The sequence below is a fragment of the Streptomyces sp. NPDC021356 genome, assembly GCF_040641015.1.
Classification (GTDB): Bacteria; Actinomycetota; Actinomycetes; order Streptomycetales; family Streptomycetaceae; genus Streptomyces.
This window is the reverse complement of record NZ_JBFACU010000025.1, coordinates 95376-115644: the sequence shown is the minus strand read 5'-3', so window position 1 is coordinate 115644 and position 20269 is coordinate 95376. Positions and strand designations below refer to the sequence as shown.

Annotated in this window: 15 protein-coding genes; 8 read left to right on the top strand and 7 right to left on the bottom strand. The window is 73.8% G+C overall.

Annotated elements, in window-relative coordinates; all coding sequences use genetic code 11:
* Nucleotides 1-3: 3 nt before the first annotated feature.
* From AB0G56_RS29290 to AB0G56_RS29275, 4 genes are read right to left on the bottom strand one after another with little or no spacing between them, the layout of a single operon-like run.
* Entirely contained in the window at nucleotides 4-1875 is a 1872-nt protein-coding gene (locus tag AB0G56_RS29290; RefSeq protein WP_360974811.1) for an ABC transporter ATP-binding protein, read from the bottom strand.
* Nucleotides 1872-3677: an ABC transporter ATP-binding protein gene (locus tag AB0G56_RS29285; RefSeq protein ID WP_360974808.1), complete on the bottom strand. Its 1806-nt coding sequence runs from the start codon at nucleotides 3675-3677 to the stop codon at nucleotides 1872-1874. The genes AB0G56_RS29290 and AB0G56_RS29285 overlap by 4 nt, the downstream gene beginning before the upstream one ends.
* Before the next feature lie 18 nt (nucleotides 3678-3695).
* On the bottom strand, nucleotides 3696-5570 hold the full coding sequence (locus tag AB0G56_RS29280) for an ABC transporter ATP-binding protein (protein WP_360974805.1): 1875 nt from the start codon (nucleotides 5568-5570) through the stop codon (nucleotides 3696-3698).
* Nucleotides 5567-7501 carry an ABC transporter ATP-binding protein gene (locus AB0G56_RS29275; RefSeq protein WP_360974802.1) on the bottom strand — a complete coding sequence of 645 codons (1935 nt, stop codon included), beginning with the start codon at nucleotides 7499-7501 and terminating at the stop codon, nucleotides 5567-5569. The genes AB0G56_RS29280 and AB0G56_RS29275 overlap by 4 nt, the downstream gene beginning before the upstream one ends.
* A 207-nt stretch (nucleotides 7502-7708) precedes the next feature.
* On the opposite strand from AB0G56_RS29275, the gene AB0G56_RS29270 reads away from it, so the two are divergent.
* From AB0G56_RS29270 to AB0G56_RS29255, 4 genes are all read left to right on the top strand, one after another.
* On the top strand, nucleotides 7709-8611 hold the full coding sequence (locus AB0G56_RS29270) for an ABC transporter ATP-binding protein (protein WP_360974799.1): 903 nt from the start codon (nucleotides 7709-7711) through the stop codon (nucleotides 8609-8611).
* On the top strand, nucleotides 8608-9354 hold the full coding sequence (locus AB0G56_RS29265; RefSeq protein ID WP_360974796.1) for an ABC transporter permease: 747 nt from the start codon (nucleotides 8608-8610) through the stop codon (nucleotides 9352-9354). Before AB0G56_RS29270 ends, AB0G56_RS29265 begins: the two co-directional genes overlap by 4 nt.
* Nucleotides 9355-9416: 62 nt before the next feature.
* Nucleotides 9417-10685: a sensor histidine kinase gene (locus AB0G56_RS29260; RefSeq protein ID WP_360974793.1), complete on the top strand. Its 1269-nt coding sequence runs from the start codon at nucleotides 9417-9419 to the stop codon at nucleotides 10683-10685.
* Complete coding sequence (locus tag AB0G56_RS29255) at nucleotides 10675-11316, top strand: response regulator transcription factor (RefSeq protein ID WP_360974790.1); 642 nt, start codon at nucleotides 10675-10677, stop codon at nucleotides 11314-11316. The genes AB0G56_RS29260 and AB0G56_RS29255 overlap by 11 nt, the downstream gene beginning before the upstream one ends.
* Nucleotides 11317-11360: 44 nt before the next feature.
* On the opposite strand, the gene AB0G56_RS29250 is transcribed toward AB0G56_RS29255, so the two are convergent.
* From AB0G56_RS29250 to glgX, 3 genes are all read right to left on the bottom strand, one after another.
* Entirely contained in the window at nucleotides 11361-12407 is a 1047-nt protein-coding gene (locus AB0G56_RS29250; RefSeq protein ID WP_360974787.1) for a medium chain dehydrogenase/reductase family protein, read from the bottom strand.
* Between the two features lie 151 nt (nucleotides 12408-12558).
* Nucleotides 12559-13125, bottom strand: a complete 567-nt coding sequence (locus AB0G56_RS29245; RefSeq protein WP_360974784.1) for a TetR/AcrR family transcriptional regulator — start codon at nucleotides 13123-13125, stop codon at nucleotides 12559-12561.
* Nucleotides 13126-13156: 31 nt separating this feature from the next.
* Nucleotides 13157-15340 (bottom strand): glycogen debranching protein GlgX, encoded by a 2184-nt coding sequence (gene glgX, locus AB0G56_RS29240; RefSeq protein ID WP_360974868.1) that lies wholly within the window; start codon nucleotides 15338-15340, stop codon nucleotides 13157-13159.
* A 470-nt stretch (nucleotides 15341-15810) separates the two neighbouring features.
* Here glgX and AB0G56_RS29235 point away from each other — a divergent pair, with 470 nt between their 5' ends.
* The 4 genes from AB0G56_RS29235 to AB0G56_RS29220 all read left to right on the top strand — a co-directional run bounded on the left by AB0G56_RS29235 (nucleotide 15811) and on the right by AB0G56_RS29220 (nucleotide 20260).
* Nucleotides 15811-17040 carry an Ig-like domain-containing protein gene (locus AB0G56_RS29235; RefSeq protein WP_360974781.1) on the top strand — a complete coding sequence of 410 codons (1230 nt, stop codon included), beginning with the start codon at nucleotides 15811-15813 and terminating at the stop codon, nucleotides 17038-17040.
* 331 nt (nucleotides 17041-17371) lie between these two features.
* The gene (locus AB0G56_RS29230; RefSeq protein ID WP_360974865.1) at nucleotides 17372-18625 is read left to right on the top strand and encodes an Ig-like domain-containing protein; all 1254 of its coding nucleotides are present in this window, start codon (nucleotides 17372-17374) and stop codon (nucleotides 18623-18625) included.
* Between the two features lie 102 nt (nucleotides 18626-18727).
* Nucleotides 18728-19495, top strand: coding sequence for an enoyl-CoA hydratase/isomerase family protein (locus AB0G56_RS29225; RefSeq protein ID WP_360974778.1), 768 nt, complete (start codon nucleotides 18728-18730; stop codon nucleotides 19493-19495).
* Between the two features lie 261 nt (nucleotides 19496-19756).
* Nucleotides 19757-20260: an ATP-binding protein gene (locus AB0G56_RS29220; protein WP_360974775.1), complete on the top strand. Its 504-nt coding sequence runs from the start codon at nucleotides 19757-19759 to the stop codon at nucleotides 20258-20260.
* The last annotated feature ends 9 nt before the right edge of the window (nucleotides 20261-20269 follow it).

Below are 20269 nucleotides of genomic sequence, written 5' to 3'. Positions count from 1 at the left end.
GGCTCAGGCCCGCACGCCGTCCCCCACCGCATCCCCGGCTCCGACCCCGGCCCCCTCCGCATCCCCGGCTTCGTCCCCGGCCCCCTCCGATTCCCCGGCTTCGTCCCCGGTCCCGTCCGCATCCCCGTGCCACGTGTGCCACAGCGCCGCGTACGCCCCGCCCGACGCCACCAGCTCGTCATGGGTGCCCACTTCGGTGAGCAGGCCGTCCTCCATCACGGCCACCCGGTCGGCGTCGTGCGCGGTGTGCAGGCGGTGCGCGATGGCGATGACCGTACGGCCCCGGAGCACGGCCGCCAGGGCGCGCTCGGTGTGGCGGGCCGTCGACGGGTCGAGCAGCGCGGTGGCCTCGTCCAGGATCAGCGTGTGCGGGTCGGCCAGCACCACCCGGGCGAGGGCGAGCTGCTGGGCCCGGGCGCCGTCGGTCGGGTGGCCGCCCGCGCCCAGCCCGGTGTCAAGACCGTCCGGCAGCTCCCGCACCCAGACGTCGGCGCCGACGGCACCCAGCGCCGACCACAACTGCCCGTCCGAAGCCTCCGGTTCGGCGATGCGCAGGTTGTCGCGGACCGTGCCCAGGAACACGTGGTGCTCCTGGGTCACCAGGACGACCTGGCGGCGCAGCCGCTCCGGTTCCAGCGCGGCGACCGGCACCCCGCCCACGGTCACCGCCCCCGCGCTCGGCGCGTCCACGCCCGCCAGCAGCCTGCTCAGCGTGGACTTGCCCGCCCCGGAGGGCCCCACCACGGCCAGCCGCTCACCGGGCCGCACCGTGAGGTCCACCCCGCGCAGCACCTCGCCGCCGCGCTCGTAGGCGTAGCGGGCGCCCCGCACGTCGATGCGGTCGTCCGCCGGAGCGGGAGCCTGCGCCGTGGCGGTCCGGGGCGCCCGGGCCAGGCCCTCGACGCGGGCGAAGGAGGCGCCGCTGCTCTGCAGCAGTTCGATGTGCATCAGGATCTGGTCGAGCGGTTCCGTGAACTGCCGCAGGTACAGCGCGGCGGCCACCACCGCGCCCACCGTCACCGCGCCCCGCGCGTGCAGCGCCCCGCCGACCAGCAGCACCCCGGCCACGGGCAGCACGTACGACACCTCGACCGCCGGGAAGAACACGCTGCGCAGGAAGAGGGTGTACAGCCGCGTGCGCAGCGAGGTCTCCAGCGCGTCCCGGCCGGCCGCGACCCGCCGCCCGGCCAGCCGGTACGCCTCGACCGTACGCGCGCCGGAGGCCGTCGCCGCCAGGACCTCGGCGATGTCGGAAACGGCGGCGCCCTCGCGCAGGTAGCCGTCCCTGGCCCGGCGCAGGTACCAGCGCACCGCGCATCCGACCGGGGCCAGCGCCAGGACGCCGACGGCGCCGAGCAGCGGGTCGATGAGGAACACCGCCGCCAGCACGAACAGCGCCTGCACGGTGCTCACGAGCAGTTCGGGGCCCACGGTGCGCAGCGTGGTGCCGACGGCGGTCACGTCCGCGGTGCCACGCGTGGTCAGGTCACCGGCGCCGGCCCGCTCGACCACCGACGCGGGCAGGGCCAGGGCCCGGTCGACGAACTCCTCGCGCACCCGGGCCAGCGTGCGCTCGCCGAAGCGGTGCGCCGCGTAACGGGCCCAGCGGGCCAGCAGCAGCTGCGCCAGCGCCGCCGCGAGAATGCCCACGGCCAGCCGGTCCACGCCGCCGACGCCGCCGCCCGCGCGTACGTGGTCGATGATCCGGCCGAGGAGCCACGGACCGGCCAGGCCCGCTCCGGCGGCGAGCACGTTCAGGGCGAGGACGGCCGAGAACGCTCGCCCCTCGGCCCCGACCAGCCGCAGCGCGGCCCGCCGTACGTCCACGGGCCCGGCGACCGGCAGCCTGCCGTCCGCGGCGTCGTCCACCGTCATCGCACGGCCTCCTGCGCGCCCTCGCCCGCGCCCCGCCCCGCAGGCTCCTCCACGGTCCCCTCCACCGGCTCCCGCACCGTCCGCCGTTCCCGGCTCTCCTCCCCGGACTCCTCCGCGTCGCGTGCCACGAGCGCCCGGTATCCCGGCTCGGTGTCGAGGAGTTCACGGTGGCGGCCCGTGGCCGCGACCTTGCCGTCGACCAGGTACTGCACGGTGTCCGCGTGGTCGAGCACCAGCGGCGACGTGGTGGTGACGAGCGTCGTGCGGCCGGTGCGCGCCTGCCGCAGCCGCTTCGCCACCGCCGCCTCGGTGTGCGCGTCGAGCGCGGAGGTCGGTTCCACGGCCAGCAGCACCTCCGGACCGGCCAGCAGCGCCCGGGCCAGTCGCACCCGCTGCCGCTGCCCGCCGGACAGGCTGCGGCCCTGCGCGGCCACGGCGGTGTCGAGGCCGTCGGCCAGCCCCTGCACGATGTCCTCGGCGGCAGCCGCCCGCACCGCCTCGGCCACCTCGCCCGCCTCCCGGTCCCGGGCGCCGCACACCACCTCCCGCAGGGAGCCGGCGAACAGGTCCGCCTCGTTGTCGGCGACCAGGATGTGCTCGCGCACCCCGGCGAGCGCGTACGCGTCCAGGCGCACCCCGCCCCAGGTCACCGCCGACGGTTCGTAGCGGCCCAGCCGGTCGACCACCGCCGTCGCGTCGGCGGGACGGGCGCTGACCAGCGCGGTCAGCCGCCCCGGCGCCACCCGGACGTCCGACTCCGGGTCGTGCAGCGCCGAGGGCTCGGCGGGCGGGGGCAGGGTGCCGGTGTCCTTCTCCGGTCGCAGCCGCAGCAGTTCGACCACCCGGCGCGCGGCCACGACGCCCCGGCTCAGCTGGTAGCCCCCCTCGACGAAGAAGGACACCGGGGTCACCAGGACCGCGACGTACCCGTACACGGACACCAGCTCGCCCACCGTGATCCGCCCCTGGGCGGCCAGCCGCGCCGCCAGCCAGGTCACGACCGCGAGGAACAGCACCGGCAGGCCCGTGCCGAGCGCCTGCAGCCAGCTGGTCACCGCGCCCACCCGGTAGCCCTGGGCCCGCAGCCGCTGCGAGTCCCGGCGGAACGCGTCCGCGAACAGCCCTTTGCCGCCGAGCCCGTTGAGCACCCGCAGCCCGCCCGCGAGGTCACCGATCCGCGCGGTGAGCACGCCCTGCCGCTCCCGGTACTCGCCCTCGGCCCCCTGCAGCCGCCGGGTGAGCGGCCCGATCAGCAGCACGGTCAGCGGCGCCCCCAGCAGCACCACCGCGGCGAGCGGCACGGACACCGCCAGCAGCATCCCCGCCACCACCGCGTAGACGACGACCGCGCCCACCCCGGGGCCGACCACGGTCAGGCACTGGCTGATCGTCTGCACGTCGCCGACGCCGATGGTGAGGACCTCGCCCGCGTCGGTCCGGCGCGGCAGGGCGGCGCCGAGGCGCACCACGTGGTCCACGACGACCTTGACCGTGCGGAAGTTGGCGTCCATGCGCACCCGCGTCATCGTGCGGTGGCGCAGGATGCTCAGCCAGGCGTTGAAGGCGCCGACCCCGAACAGCGCGCCCGACCACAGGGCCAGCGCGGCCGTGTCGCCGCTCTGGAGACCGTCGTCGACCGCCCGGGACATCAGGTACGGCGTCGCCGCGAGCAGCACCATCCAGACACTGGCCAGCACCGCTCCGGCGACCGACCGGCCCGGCTGGCGGGTCACCAGCCACCACAGGTACCACCAGCCGCCCCGGCTGTCGGGCGTGCCCGGGTCCGCGCGCGCGTCGATCACCGCTGTCCCTCCGTCCGCTCAGGCCAGACTGTCGCGCCAGGCGCGGTGCAGGTGCGCGAACCGGCCGGTCCCCGCGACGAGTTCGGCCGGGGTGCCGTCCTCGACGATACGGCCGTGCTCCATCACCAGCACCCGGTCGGCGATCTCCACCGTGGACAGGCGGTGGGCGATGACCACGGCCGTACGGCCCCGCAGGACCGTCGTCATCGCGCGCTGCACGGCCTGCTCACCGGGGATGTCCAGGGAGCTGGTCGCCTCGTCCAGGATCAGCACCGCCGGATCGGCGAGCAACGCCCGGGCGAAGGCGACCAGTTGGCGCTGACCCGCGGAGATGCGGCCGCCGCGCTTGCGGACGTCGGTGTCGTAGCCGTCGGGCAGGGCGCTGATGAAGTCGTGCGCGCCGATCGCCTTCGCGGCCCGCTCGATCTCCTCGCGGCTCGCCTCGGGGCGGCCGACGGCGATGTTCTCGGCGACCGTCCCGGAGAACAGGAAGGCCTCCTGCGTCACCATGACCACACCGCGCCGCAGTTCGGGCACGTCCAGCTCGCGCAGGTCCACGCCGTCCAGCAGCACCCGGCCCTCGCTCGGGTCGTAGAAGCGGGCCAGCAGCTTCGCCAGGGTCGACTTGCCCGCGCCGGTGGAGCCGACCACTGCGACGGTCTGCCCGGCCGGGAGCGTCAGGTCGAAGCGGGGCAGCACCTCGCCGCCGGTGCGGTAGGCGAAGCGGACGCCGTCGAAGAGCACCTCGCGGCCGGGGAACCCGGACGTCCGGGGCGGCAGCTGCCGCGGCGCCGACGGCTCCGGCACCGACGGGGTCTGCGCGAGCAGGCCCGCGATCTTCTCCAGGGAGGCCGCTGCCGACTGGTAGGAGTTGAGGAACATGCCGAGCCGGTCGATCGGGTCGTAGAGGCGGCGCAGGTACAGCACCGCCGCCGCCAGCACACCCAGCTCCAGCGAGCCGTCCGTCACCCGCCAGGCGCCCCACAGGACGATCGCCGCGACCGCCGTGTTCGCCACCAGGCGGGAACCGACGACGTAGCGGGCCATTTCGAGGAGCGCGTCGCCGTTCGTGCGCTCGTGGCGCCGGTTGAGGACGGCGAAGGCGGCGTCGTTGGCCGGCTCCCGGCGAAACGCCCGCACCGGGCGGATGCCGTTCATCGTCTCCACGAACTTCACGATCACCGCGGCGATCGCCGTGGACCGCTCCCGGTACACCCGCCCCGCGCGCCGCTGGTACAGCCGCACCAGCAGGTACAGCGGCACGAACGACGCCACCGCGACCGCGCCGAGCCCGAGGTCGAGCCAGAGCAGCATCGCCGAGATGGAGACGAAGGACAGGACGACGGTGATCAGTTCCTGCAGGCCCTCGTTGAGCAGTTCGCGCAGCGACTCCACGTCCGTGGTGGCACGGGAGATCAGCCGGCCGGAGGTGTAGCGCTCGTGGAAGTCCACGCTGAGCGCCTGCGCGTGCCGGAAGATACGGCCGCGCAGGTCGAGCAGCACGTCCTGGTCGACCCGGGCGGCGGCCACGATGAACACCCACTGGAGTCCGCCCGAGGCCAGCGCGCACAGCAGGTAGCCGACGGCCACCGCGACCAGCGGCCCGTGGTCGTGGCCGCGGAACGCCGGTACGGCCGTGTCGATGGCGTACGCCACCAGCAGCGGGCCCGTCTGGACGGCCGCCTGCTGGAGCAGCAGCACGAGCGCGGTGGCGGCCACGCGGGCCTTCATCGGCGCCAGCAGCGAGCGCAGCAGCGCGGCCGTGGCACCCGGGGGAGTGGGCAGCACGTCCCGGTCGAAGGGGTCGCCGGTGTCCCCGGCGCCGGTGCCGGCGGTGAGCGGCAGGTCCTCCTCGTCCCCGGTGGCGGGGACGGACGTGGTGGGGGCCGTCATCGGTCGTCGTCCTCCTCTTGCGCCGCTCGCGGCGTCTGCCCGCCCGCCATCAGGTGGGCGTACTCGGCGTTCGTGCGCAGCAGTTCGTGGTGGGTGCCCACCGCGGTGATCCGGCCGCCGGAGAGCAGGGCGACGCGGTCGGCCAGCAGCACCGTGGAGGGGCGGTGGGCCACGATCAGGGCCGTGGTGTCGGCGAGCACCTGGCGCAGCGCGGCCTCCACGGCGGCCTCGGTGTGCACGTCCAGCGCGGACAGCGGGTCGTCCAGCACGAGGAAGCGGGGCCGGCCCACGACCGCCCGTGCCAGTGCGAGACGCTGGCGCTGGCCGCCCGACAGGCTCAGGCCCATCTCGCCGACCTGCGTCCCGGTGCCCTGCGGGAGGGCGTGCGCGAACTCGGCCTGCGCCACGGCGAGCGCGCGGTCCAGTTCACCGGCGTCCGCCCCTTCGCCGGCGCCCATGAGAACGTTGTCGCCGACGCTCGCGGAGAACAGGGTGGGTTCCTCGAAGGCGACGGCGACGAGGGTGCGCAGCGCCTGCCGGTCCAGCGCGCGGATGTCGGTGCCGTCCAGCGTGATCCGCCCGGATGTCACCTCGTGCAGGCGCGGCACGAGCGCCGTCAGGGTCGTCTTGCCGCTCCCGGTGGCGCCGACCAGGGCCATCGACTCGCCGGGACGGATGTGCAGGTCGACGTCGTCGAGGAGGGGCGGGGAGCCGGGCGGGGCGTCGGGGTAGCGGAAGCGGACGTTCTCGAAGCGGAGCCCGCCCGCGCCCGCGGCGGGAGCACCGCTGCCGCCGTGCCCGGTCACGTCCGCGGGCTCGGCGCCGGTGCCGCCGTCCGCGGCCCCGCCGTCCGGCCCGGTGGACTCCGGTTCCGCGTCCAGCACCTCGAAGTACCGCTCGGTGGCCGTCGCCGCCTCCTGGCTCATCGCGAGCAGGAAACCGATCGACTCCACCGGCCAGCGCAGGGCGAGGGCCGTGGAGAGGAAGGCGACCAGGGTTCCCGCCGACAGCCCGCCGTCCGCGACCTGCACGGCGCCCACCACCAGTGTGGCCCCGATGGCCACTTCGGGCAGGCACATGATGACCGCCCAGATGGTGGCCAGCAGCCGCGCCTTGCGCAGTTCCGTGCCGCGCAGGGTGGCCGACAGCGCGCGGAAGGCGCGCGCCTGGGTGCGGTGCCGCCCGAACCCCTTGATGACGCGGATGCCGAGCACGCTCTCCTCGACCACCGTCGTCAGGTCCCCGACCTGGTCCTGCGCCAGCCGCGCCACGTGCGCGTACCGCGTCTCGAAGAGGGCGCTCAGGACGATCAGCGGCACGGCGGGCGCCAGCATCACCAGGCCCAGCGTCCAGTCCTGGAGCAGCATGATGACCACGCCCACGAGGATGGTCACGCCGTTGACGAGGAGGAACGTCAGGGGGAAGGCGAGGAACTGGCGCAGCAGCATCAGGTCGGTCGTGCCCCGGGACAGCAACTGGCCCGACGCCCACCGGTCGTGGAAGGCGACCGGCAGCCGTTGCAGATGCCCGTAGAGCCCGGCCCGCATCTCCGCCTCGACGTTCGCCAGCGGGCGCGCCACCAGCAACCGCCGCAGCCCGAACAGCAGTGCCTCCGCGACGCCGAGCAGCAGCAGGTACAGCGCGCCCAGCCACACACCGCCCCGGTCCCCGTCGGCGACCGGACCGTCCACCAGCCATTTCAGGACGAGCGGGATCACCAGCCCGACGCAGGAGGCGACGATCGCCACGAACGCGGCGACGGACAGCCGCGTGCGCACCGGGCGTACGTACGGCCACAGGCGCAGCAGTGTGCGGACGGCGGACCGCCCGGCGGCCGGGGCGGCACGGGCGGCGGGATCGGCGCGGTCGCCCTGATCGGCAGGGCCCGCGGGGTCGGTACGGTCCTCGGCGGCGGCAGGTGTAGTGGACATCACTTCGGAGACTACGGACCGGCACTGACATCGCCCACCGAGTTTTGGCCGACCCGGGCCCGGCCGCCCGGCCCCCACCTGTGCCTTCGCCCGGTCGGCCGACCCGTGCCGCCGTCCGGTCGCAGTGCCGCATCAACCGATCGGCCGATGCCGCCTCGAGCGCGTCGGGCGATGTGCACGGGCGCCGCCGACCGCGACCCTGATGCCATGTCCGTCATCGAAGTCAGCGAACTGCGCAAGTCCTACGGCGGCCGGGCCGTCGTCGACGGCGTCTCCTTCGCCGTCGAGGAGGGCGAGATCTTCGGCATCCTCGGCCCCAACGGCGCCGGGAAGACCACCACCGTGGAGTGCGTCGAGGGGCTGCGGGTGCCCGACGCGGGCCGGGTCCGGGTCACCGGGCTCGACCCCGTCGCCGACCACGAGAAGGTCGCCCGCGTCCTCGGCGCCCAGCTCCAGCAGAGCGAGCTGCAGGCCAAGCTCACCGTCCGCGAGGCGCTGGAGCTGTACGCCTCCTTCTACCCGCACCCGGCCGACTGGACGCCGCTCGCCGAGCGCCTGGGCCTCACCGGCAGGCTCACCACCCGCTTCGCCAAGCTGTCCGGCGGCCAGAAACAGCGCCTGTTCATCGCGCTCGCCCTCGTCGGCAACCCCCGTCTCGTCGTCCTGGACGAGCTGACCACCGGGCTCGACCCGCGCGCCCGCCGCGACACCTGGCAGCTCATCGAGGACGTCCGGGCGGGCGGCGTCACCGTCCTGCTCGTCACGCACTTCATGGAGGAGGCGCAGCGGCTGTGCGACCGGATCGCCGTGATCGACCGGGGCCGGGTCGCCGCCCTGGACACCCCGCAGGGGCTGATCCGGCGTTCGGCGGGTGCCACCGTCATCAGCTTCACCCCGTCCGCACCGCTGGACGAGCGTGACCTGAACGCCCTGCCCGAGCTGGCGTCGGTGACGTCCAAGGACGGCCGGATCACGCTGTCCGGCACCGACACCACCGTCAACGCGGTCATCACCCTGCTCGCCCGCCACCACATCACCGCCCACCAGCTCCGCGTCAGCGACGCCACGCTCGACGACGCGTTCCTCGACCTGACGGAGGCCGCCGCATGAGCAGCGCACTGAACCCGGCCGTACTGCGCACCGAGATCCGCCTGTTCCGCCGCGAGAGCGGCGCGATCTTCTGGATCCTGCTGTTCCCCACCCTGCTGCTGGTGATCCTCGGATCCATCCCGTCCTTCCGGCAGCACGACGACGGGCTCGGCGGTCTGCGGCTCGTCGACACCTACGTACCGGTCGCGGTGCTGCTCGGCATGATCCTCGGCGGGCTGCAGGCCATGCCGCAGGTCCTCACCGGCTACCGCGAGCGCGGCATCCTGCGCCGGATGTCCGCCACTCCGGTCCGGCCGATCGTCCTGCTCACGGCGCACATGGTGCTCTTCGCGGGCGCCGCGCTGGTGTCGGCCCTGCTCGCCCTGTCCGTCGGCCGGCTCGCCTTCGGCGTACGCCTGCCCGAACAGCCCTTCGGCTACGCGCTCGCGCTGCTGCTGGCCGTGTGCGCCGCCCTCGCGCTGGGCTCGGTCGTCTCCGCGCTGTCGCGCACCACGAAGATCGCCGGCGCGATCGGGAGCGCCGTCCTCTTCCCGATGATGTTCAGCGCGGGCCTGTGGGTGCCGGTGCAGTCCATGCCGCACGTGCTCGCCCGGATCGTCGGGTACTCGCCCTTCGGCGCCGCCGCGCAGGCCCTGGACCAGGCCGCCGCCGGTCACTGGCCGGGCTGGACCCACCTGGGCGTGCTGGTGGCGTGGACGGTGCTGCTCACCGCTGGCGCCGCCCGCTGGTTCCGCTGGGAGTGACCTCCCTCATGCCCGATGCCGGGGCCGTGCCCGCGAGAGGGGCCGTGCCGGACACTGGGGCCATGCCGGACACCACAGCCACGACGACCGCCGAGTGGAAGCAGCCCCGGGCCTCGTTCGACGTCTGGGGGCCCTATGCCCTGCTCGTCGTGGCCGTGCTCACGGCGGCGGGCTCGGCCGTCGCGGTCGGCATGACCCGGGGTGAGATCTTCGTCGCCGTCGTCCTGGTGATCGTCGCGCTGGTCCTCCAGGCGGGATGGTCGCGCTGGGCCCGCGAACGGCCGATGCCGGGGCGGGCGAGTGCCTGTTTCTACTTCGCGCGCTGGGCCGTGGGCTTCGCCCTGACCTGGCTCAACCCGTTCTTCGCCTTCTACGCCGTCACCGGCTACTACACCGCGGCCCGGCAACTGCCGCGCCGGCTGGTGCTGCCCGGCCTGTGCCTGACCGCCGTCACCATGGCCGGCAGCGAGATCGGCGGCATGCCGCCGCACGGCCTGGTCCTCTGGTTCGGCTTCGTCGTGGTGCTCGGCGCCAACGCCGGCCTGGTCCTCCTGTTCACCCGGTACGCCGACCAGGAGCAGGCCCGCGCCCGCACCCAGGCCGCCACGATCTGCGAACTGGAGCGCACCAACACAGCGTTGCAGCAGGCCCTCGACGAGAACGCCGCGCTGCACGCCCAGCTCCTCGTCCAGGCCCGCGAGGCCGGTGTCGCCGACGAGCGCCGGCGCCTGGCCGCCGAGATCCACGACACCCTCGCCCAGGGGCTGACCGGCATCATCGCCCAGCTCCAGGTGGTGTCCGCCGCACCGGACGAGGCGACGGCCCGCGAGCACGTGGGCCGCGCCATGGACCTGGCCCGGCACAGCCTGGGCGAGGCCCGCCGCTCGGTGCACAACCTCGCCCCGGTGGACCTGGCGGACGCCGGGCTGCCGGAGGCGCTGAAGAGCACCGTCGCCCAGTGGGGCGAACGCACCGGACACCGGGCCGACTTCACCGTGACCGGCACCGCCCAGCCGCTGCACGACGAGGTCTCGGCGACGCTGCTGCGCATCGCCCAGGAGGCCCTCTCCAACGCCGTCCGGCACGCCCGCTGCTCCCGGGTCGGCGTCACCCTGTCCTTCATGGGCGACGTGGTCTCCCTGGACATCCGCGACGACGGCCGGGGTTTCGACCCGCTCGCCGTGCCCGCCCGCACCCGCGCCGGCGGATTCGGCCTGGACGGCATGCGCGCCCGCGCCGAACGCATCGCGGGTTCCCTGACGGTCGAGTCCGAGCCCGGCCACGGTACGGCGGTCTCGGCTCGCGTACCGTTGGTGGGTGATGACCGATGACCCGTCCATCTCGCTGCTGATCGTCGACGACCACCCCGTCGTACGGGACGGTCTGCGCGGCATGTTCGAGGCCGCGTCCGGGTTCACCGTGCTCGGCGAGGCGTCGGGGGGCGCCGAGGCGGTGGAGAAGGCCGCCGCGCTCGACCCGGACGTCGTCCTCATGGACCTGCGGATGCCGGGCGGCGCGGGCGTGGACGCGATCCGGGAGCTGACCCGCCGCGGCGCCCGCGCGAAGGTGCTCGTGCTGACGACGTACGACACCGACTCCGACACGCTGCCCGCGATCGAGGCGGGCGCCACCGGTTACCTGCTCAAGGACGCCCCGCGCGAGGAGCTGTTCACCGCGGTGCGGGCCGCCGCCGAGGGCCGTACGGTGCTGTCCCCGGCCGTCGCCTCCCGCCTGGTCTCCGCGGTCCGCGCCCCCGCCCCGGGCAGCGAACCGCTCTCGGCCCGCGAGCGCGAGGTGCTGGTCCTGGTCGCCCGCGGGACCTCCAACCGGGAGATCGCCCGCGAACTGTTCATCAGCGAGGCCACGGTGAAGACCCATCTCACCCACCTGTACGCCAAGTTGGGCGTCAAGGACCGGGCGGCGGCCGTCGCGGCGGCCTACGACCGGGGCATCCTGGGCTGACCCGCCCGCGCCTGCGCCGTCGCCCTCGCCTTGGCCGGCCCGGGTCACCGTACGGCAGGAGCGCCCGGCGCGATGACGACCTTGCCGACCACGGACCCGGACTCGGCGTACCGCAGGGCCTCGGCGGCCTGGTCGAGCGGGTAGACGCGGTCGACCCTGGCCGCCAGCGTCCCCGCGCGGAGCAGTTCGAAGACGTGGGCGAGGTCCTCGCGCAGCCGGGCGCGGTAGCGCTCGGGGCGCCTGGCCCTGCCTGCCCACAGGTTGAAGAAGTGGGCGCGGCGGCCGTTCGGCAGGGTGTTCCACACGAGCAGCCGGCCCACCAGCGCGAGGACCGGGATCCTGCCGTTTCCGGGTTCGTCGCGGGTGGCGGCGCTGCCGTAGGAGACGAGGGTGCCGCCGGGGGCCAGCATCCGCCAGGAGTCCTTGATGCCCGGGCCGCCGACGTGGTCGAAGACGGCGGCCACGCCCCGCGGTGCAAGGGCGCGCACCTGGGCGAGGACGTCGGATCGGTAGTCGACGGGGAGGGCGCCCATGGCGCGGACGGCGTCCTGGTTGCGGGCGGAGGCGGTGCCGATGACCCGTACGCCGTGGGCGCGGGCGAGCTGCACCAGGACACTGCCGACACCGCCGTTGGCACCGTGCACGACGACGGTGGCGCCCGGCCGCACGCGCGCGGCGCGGTGCAGCATGCGCCAGGCGGTGGCGCCGTTGGTCACGAGCGTCTCGGCCTCGGCCGGGTCCACGCCGTCGGGGACCGGCACCAGGTCGGCGGCGTCCAGCAGCGCGTGGTCGGCCCAGCCGCCGGTCTTGGTGAGCGCGGCGACCCGCTGCCCCGGGGCGGGCGACGGCTGCCCCGGTACGGGCTCGCCGGCGGCCTCGACCACACCGACGAGGTCGTAGCCGGGGACGAAGGGAAAGGCGGGCATGTCGTAGTACTTGCCGCGGCGCATCTGCTGTTCGGCGAAGGTCACGCCGCTGGCCTCGATGCGCACCAGGGCCTGTCCGGGACCCGGCCCGGGCAGGTCCCGCACCCGGGTCTCCAGGGTCTCGGGCTCTCCGGCGGCCGGGAGGACGATCTCGGTGACACGCATGGCTGCTCCGTTTCGGCGTATTCGAGTGGCCTGAGAGAAGGCCTTGCATGAGTGGTCGATCACTCACTGAATGGTTGGGGGAGAGGGCGGCTGTCGGGCCGGTGGTGAGCCCGACGGCCGCCCGGGGAAAGGGCGAGGGGCGGGGCGGGTGTCAGTAGTGCCGGATGCCCGTCGCCAGGGTCCGCGTCCAGGGCGCGTCCACGGAATCGGCGTCGATGGACACCAGCAGGTGGCACAGCATGCCGACGGCGAAGAAGTGCTGGACCTGCTGGTCGTCGCCGCCCGAGGCCCCCCGGACGTACTCGACCGTGCGGGCGTAGCCCGTGCGCACGACCTCCTGTACGGCCGGCTCGGAGACCGCCGCCGCCTGGGCGTGCAGTTGGACGAGGAGCAGGTCGCTGTCGCTGATCAGCTTGGCGTAGGCGTCCCCCATGGCGGACAGGACCGCGTCCGGTGAACTGCCCGCGGCCTGGGCGGCGCCTTCCTCCAGGGCTGCCCGCACCCGGACGAAGCAGCGCTCGACGACCGCGGTGAACAGGGCCTCCTTCGTCGGGAAGAGCCGGTAGACGTACGCCTGGGAGATGCCGGCCGCCTTGGCCACCTCGGTCGTGGTCGTGCCGAAGTAGCCCTTGGCCGCGAAGGCGCCGACGGCGGTGTGCAGGACCGTCTCGCGGCGCTCTTCGGCGGTGGACAGCTGTCGGGGGCGTTCCGTCTTCATAGGTGTAGTCAACCACTCACACTTTTCTCGGTCAACCGGCGGTGACGCGCAGCAGCAGGACCGTGCGCGCCGGCACGGTGATCGCAGTCCCCGCCCGGCGCGTCCCGCCGGGCGCCACGCGCTGCTCCTCGCGGCCCGTGTCCACCACCACCTCGTAGCGCTCCGCCCACGGCGGGCCCGGCAGGACGAAGTCCACCGGACGCTCCCCGGCGTGCAGTACGGCGAGGAAGCTGTCGTCGAGGACCGGCGCGCCCCGCGCGTCCCGGCCCGGGATGTCCCTGCCGGACAGGTACATGCCCAGCGTGGCGGCGGGGGCGTACCAGTCGCCCTCCGTCATCTCGGTGCCGCGCGGGGTGAACCACGCCAGGTCCCGCAGCCCGTCCGCCGAGGCCGCGCGCCCGGAGAAGAACGCCCGGCGGCGCAGTACGGGATGCCGGTGGCGCAGCGCGATCAGCCGGGAGGTCAGTTCGAACAGCGCCTTCCAGCCCGGGTCGTCCAGCAGGGTCCAGTCCAGCCAGCCGATCTCGTTGTCCTGGCAGTAGGCGTTGTTGTTGCCGCGCTGGGTGCGGCCCAGCTCGTCGCCCGCGACCAGCATCGGCACGCCCGTGGACAGCAGCAGCGTGGTCAGCAGGTTGCGCAGCTGCCTGCGGCGCAGCGCCCGGATCCGCTCGTCCTCGCTCTCGCCCTCCGCCCCGCAGTTCCAGGAGCGGTTGTCGTCCGTGCCGTCCCGGTTGCCCTCGCCGTTGGCCTCGTTGTGCTTGCGGTCGTACGACACCAGGTCGCGCAGGGTGAAACCGTCGTGCGCGGTGACGAAGTTGACCGACGCGTAGGGGCGCCGGCCGCCCCAGGCGTACAGGTCGCTGGAGCCGGAGAGCCGGTAGCCCATCTCCCGTACGTCCGGCAGCGCGTGGCGCCAGAAGTCCCGTACGGCGTCGCGGTAGCGGTCGTTCCACTCCGCCCACAGCGGAGGGAACGCGCCCACCTGGTAGCCGCCCGAGCCGATGTCCCACGGCTCGGCGATCAGCTTCACCCGGCGCAGCACCGGGTCCTGCGCGATGACGGCGAGGAAGGGGGAGAGCATGTCGACGTCGTGCAGCGAGCGGGCCAGCGCCGCGGCCAGGTCGAAACGGAAGCCGTCCACGCCCATCTCGGTCACCCAGTAGCGCAGCGAGTCGGTGATCAGGCGCAGCACGTGCGGCTGGACGACGTTCAGCGTGTTGCCGCAGCCGGTGTAGTCGGCGTACCGGCGGGCGTCGGGCGCGAGGCGGTAGTGGCGCTGGTTGTCGATGCCCTTCAGGGAGAGCGTCGGGCCGTACTCGTTCGCCTCGGCGGTGTGGTTGTAGACGACGTCGAGGATGACCTCGATGCCGGCCGCGTGCAGCGCGCGCACCATCCGCTTGAACTCGCCCACCTGCTGCCCGGTGGTGCCCGAGGCGGCGTAGGCGGCGTGCGGGGCGAAGTAGCCGATCGAGTTGTAGCCCCAGTGGTTGACGAGGCCCCGGCGCAGCAGGTGGTCCTCGTGCGCGAACTGGTGCACCGGCAGCAGCTCCACCGCCGTCACCCCCAGCTTCACCAGGTGCTCGATCGCCGCCGGATGGGCCAGACCGGCGTACGTTCCCCGCAGCTCCTCGGGGATGCCCGGGTGCAGCTTGGTGAAGCCGCGCACGTGCAGCTCGTAGATGACCGAGTCCGCCCACGGCGTCTTGGGTCGGCGGTCGTCCGACCAGTCGTCGTCGTCCTGGACGACCACGCCCTTGGGGACGAAGGGCGCCGAGTCGCGGTCGTCGCGCACCGTGTCGGCGACGTGCTGCTCCGGCCAGTCCCGGACGTGCCCGTAGACCTCCGGGGGCAGCGCGAACTCGCCGTCCACCGCGCGGGCGTACGGGTCGAGCAGCAGCTTCGCCGGGTTCCAGCGCGCGCCGGTCCACGGGTCCCAGCGGCCGTGCACCCGGAAGCCGTAGCGCCGGCCGGGCAGCACACCGGGGACGAACCCGTGCCAGATCTCATGCGTCAGTTCGCCCAGACGCGCGCGCGTCTCCCGGCCGGCCTCGTCGAAGAGGCAGACGTCGACCGCCTCCGCGCCGCCCGCCCACAGGGCGAAGTTGGTCCCCGCCACCCCGTCAGGTCCGACCCGGAAGCGGGCGCCCAGCGGCGTCGGCGCGCCCGGCCACACGGGCACGGCGGGCGGCGGCGCGGCGCGCCGCGCACCGGTCACGACGCCGGACGCGAGCGCCCCGTCACCGGCCCGCCCGTCGGTACCGGTCCGCACGTCGGTACCGGTCCTCCCTTCGGTACCGGTCCGCACGTCGGTACCGGTCCTCCCTTCGGTGCCGGTCCGCACGTCGGTACCGGTCCTCCCTTCGGTGCCGGTCCGCACGTCGGTACCGGTCCTCCCTTCGGTGCCGGTCCGCACGTCGGTACCGGCCCGCCCGTCCGTCCCGGTCCGCCCGTCGGCCCCGGTGCGTCCGTTCCCGGTGGCGCGCCCGCCCGCCACCGCCTCCTGCTCGGCTGCGCTGGACACCTGGTCGGCCCCTTTTTTTCGGCTGGTGCGGCTCGTTCGGCTCCGGTTCGCTCCCGCGGCCACCTCCCGGCGCGGCTTCCGGGCGCATGCTCCTCCCCACTGTTCTGCCCACCGCTCGGCTCGCACTCACGTTTCCCGGGAGCGAGCCGGTCGTTGGGCAGCTCGTGAGGCACGTACAACGGCGCGCACGGCGCGCGGGGGCCGCGCTGGCCGCCGTACTGACATGGGCAGGACTACTGGCCGGGGCCACCGGCTGCACCACGGGCGGCCCGGACGCCCCGGACGCGGCCCCCGGCGGGGCCCCGCGGGCGGCGGGCCCCGTCCGCGTCTCGCCGAAGGACGGCAGCAAGGACGTGAAGCCCGGAACGAAACTGCGGGTGCGGGTCGTCGAGGGCCACCTGGAGTCGGTCGAGGTGGTCCGCTCCCAGGACGCGCAGGACACCCGGGTGGCGGGCCGGCTCTCCCGCGACGGCCGCACCTGGCGGCCCGCCGAGGACAGGCTCGCCCTCGCCGCCAAGTACACGGTGGACACCGTGGCCGTCGACGGCGAAGGGCACCGCTCGGCCCGGCACACCACCTTCACCACCTACGTCCCCGGAGAACGCTTCATCGGCTACGTCACCCCGGAGAACCGCGCCGTCGTGGGCACCGGAATGATCGTCTCCCTGGCGTTCAGCCGGGAGATCGCCGACCGCGCCGCCGTCCAGCGCGCCGTCCGGGTGACCGCGGAGCCGCCGGTGGAGATCCGCCCGCACTGGTTCGGCAAGGACCGCCTGGACTTCCGCCCCCGGCACTACTGGACCCCCGGCACCCGGGTCACCGTCGACCTGCGCCTGCGGGACGTGCAGGCGGCCCCCGGTGTCTACGGGCTCCAGCACAAGACCTTCTCCTTCACCGTCGGCCGCAGCCAGGTCTCCCTGGTCGACGCCGCCGCGCACACGATGGAGGTGCGCCGCGACGGCGAGCTGCTGGCCACCGTGCCCATCACGGCCGGGGCGCCGCAACACACCACCTACAACGGCAAGATGGTGGTGATGGAGATGCTGGAGGTCACCCGCATGAACAGCCGGACGGTCGGCTTCGGCGGCGAGTACGACATCCCCGACGTCCCGCACGCCATGCGGCTCACCGGCTCCGGCACCTTCGTGCACGGCAACTACTGGTCGACGACCGACCCGTTCGGCCGCGCCAACGTCAGCCACGGCTGCGTGGGTCTGCAGGACGTCAAGGGCGGCGGTTCCGACACTCCCGCGGGGTGGTTCTTCGACCGCAGTCTCGTCGGTGACGTCGTCGAGATCGTCCACAGCAAGGACAAGACGGTGCGGGCGGACAACGGCCTGGGCGGCTGGAACATGGGCTGGGAGGACTGGAAGGCGGGCAGCGCGGTCAAGTGAGGCCGGCAGCGGCGGGGGACCCGCGGTCGCATGAGGCCGACAGCCGCGGGGGCCGCGGTCGAACGAGGCCGGCAGCGGCGGGGGACCCGCGGTCGCACGAGGCCGACAGCCGCGGGGCCGCCGCCAGGTGATCCCGGAAGCCCCGCGGAAGCGGCGCGCGGCGGGCCGCGGGCCATGCCCACGAGCGTGTCCGGAGTCTGTTGAACTTGGGACGGAACAGTGACAATTGCCTGACATCCTGCCCCTGACCTTGTGGTTACTATGCGCGGGTGTGCGCGGTAGGCGCTGGGGCTCGGGGCAGACCGGCCCGGGGGAGGAGACGGACTTGAACATGCGGCCGATATCGGGGGCGTCGGTTGAGGCGGCCCGGCGACGGGGACCGGGTGGCGGACGGCGGGGGACCAGGGGGATGCTGGCGCTGGTCTCCGGCGCGCTGGTCCTCGCGGTCAGCGCCTGCGGCGGAGGCGACTCCGGCACGGAGAGCGGGCAGGGCACGGGCAAGGGCTCCGGGGCCGAGAGCAAGCAGTCGCAGGCGGTCGTCACCATCGCGCCCAAGGACGGCTCGACGTCCGTCGACACCAGCGGCGCCCTGAAGGTCGGCGCGAGCAAGGGCACGCTCACGCAGGTCGTCGTCAAGGACGCCAAGGGCGGTGAGATAGCCGGGAAGATAACCGGCGGCGGCGCCACCTGGACGCCGTCCACCCACCTGGCGGCCTCGACCAAGTACACGGTCCACGCGGTCGCGAAGGACTCCGACGGCCGTCAGGCGGCCCAGGACTCCAGTTTCACCACGCTGACGCCGAAGAACACCTTCGTCGGCAACTTCACCCCCGAGGACGGCTCCACCGTCGGTGTCGGAATGCCGTTCTCCGTCAACTTCACCCGGGGCATCACGCACCCGCAGGCCGTCGAGAAGGCCATCGAGATCAAGACCGAACCGGCCGTCGACGTCGAGGGCCACTGGTTCGGCAACGACCGGCTCGACTTCCGCCCCGAGCACTACTGGAAGGCCGGCACCAAGGTCACCGTCAAGCTCAGCCTCGACGGCGTGGAGGGCCGGCCCGGCGTCTACGGCAAGCAGACCAAGACCGTCTCCTTCACCATCGGCCGCAACCAGGTGTCCGTCGTGGACGCCAAGAAGCACACGATGAAGGTCACGCAGGACGGCAGGACCGTCAAGACGCTCCCGGTCACGACCGGCAAGCCAGGCTACGACACCTGGAACGGCCGCATGGTCATCAGCGAGAAGCTGTCGGTGACCCGGATGAACGGCGACACCGTCGGTTACGGCGGCGAGTACGACATCAAGGACGTCCCGCACGCCATCCGCCTGACCACCTCCGGCACCTTCGCCCACGGCAACTACTGGGGCGGCGACGCCTTCGGCAACTACAACTCCAGCCACGGCTGCATCGGCCTGCGCGACGTGCGCGGCGGCTACGACAGCTCCACACCGGCCGCCTGGTTCTTCAACCACTCGATGATCGGCGACGTGGTCCTGGTCAAGAACGCCCACGAGAAGACCGTCGCCCCCGACAACGGCCTCAACGGCTGGAACATGTCGTGGCAGGAGTGGAAGGCGTAAGGACGGGCACCCCGCGCCCCCCGGCGGGGGCGCGGCGCCCGCCGTCCGCCGGTACGCACACCGGTGCTGCCTCCCGCGTGAACGACCGCTAACCTGCGGGACATGACCGTATCTCTGGAAGTCGCCGAGGGCGTCGGCACGCTGCGCCTGGACCGCCCGCCCATGAACGCGCTCGACGTCGCCACGCAGGACCGGCTCAAGGAACTCGCCGAGGAGGCCACCCGCCGCGCGGACGTGCGCGCCGTGGTGCTCTACGGCGGCGAGAAGGTGTTCGCGGCCGGCGCGGACATCAAGGAGATGCAGGTGATGGACCACGCGGCGATGGTGCTGCGGGCCCGCGCGCTGCAGGACTCCTTCACCGCCGTGGCCCGCATCCCCAAGCCGGTGGTGGCCGCGGTCACCGGTTACGCGCTGGGCGGCGGCTGCGAGCTGGCGCTCTGCGCGGACTACCGGATCGCCGGGGACAACGCGAAGCTGGGCCAGCCGGAGATCCTGCTCGGCCTCATCCCGGGCGCGGGCGGCACCCAGCGGCTGTCCCGGCTGATCGGCCCCTCCAAGGCCAAGGACCTCATCTTCACCGGGCGTCAGGTCAAGGCCGACGAGGCCCTGGCGCTCGGCCTGGTGGACCGCGTGGTGCCGGCCGCCGAGGTTTACGAGGCCGCGCACGCCTGGGCGGCGAGGCTCGCCCAGGGGCCGGCGATCGCGCTGCGCGCCGCCAAGGAGGCGATCGACACGGGCCTGGAGACCGACATCGACACCGGGCTCGCCGTCGAGCGCACCTGGTTCGCGGGACTGTTCGCCACGGAGGACCGCGAGCGCGGGATGCGCAGCTTCGTGGAGGAGGGCCCGGGGAAGGCCAAGTTCATCTGAACCGGTCGGCTCTGACGAGGCGTCTGCTCGCGAGTCGCTCGATGGGGCGTTCATGGAAGCCTTGAGGCAACCTCAAGCGTGTGGTGCGCGCGCCGGTGCCCGTCCGTCGCCGGCCGGGCCGTCCGCGCAGGTCGGCCCGTCCGCACCGGCCTCTGAAGTGCCCCTGGCATATGCCGGGCGAGGGGGTGGGACGGGGGCGCTCAGGGGGCGTATTCCCCCGGAACGGCCACGGAGGGCACCGCAGGCGGCCATGATGGGGGCATGGCGGGGCTGGAGGGCATCGAGCAGCCGCGGGGACAGGGACATGCGGCCGTACCGCGCTGGTCGCCCGCGGTCGAGGACGAACGGGCCTCGGCGGCGGTGGAGCTGTACGGCAATCCCACCGAGTCCGAGGTCCGGCTGCCGTCCCGCCCCGAGTCCGCGGCCACCGCCCGCCGCCTGGTCCAGGTCGTCGCCCTGCGCCACTGGGGACTGTCCCCCAAACTGACGGAGGACGCGGTCCTCCTCGTCTCCGAACTGGTGGGCAACGCCGTACGCCACACCGGTGCCCGGGTGTTCGGCCTCCGCATGCGCCGCCGCACCGGCCGGATCCGCATCGAGGTACGCGACCCCTCCCGCGGGCTGCCCTGCCTGATGCCCGTCCAGGAACTGGACATCAGCGGCCGGGGCCTGTTCCTGGTGGACAGGCTCTCCGACCGCTGGGGCGTCGACCTGCTGCCGCGCGGCAAGACGACGTGGTTCGAGATGAGAGTGGCGGACCGCTGACCCGCCGCC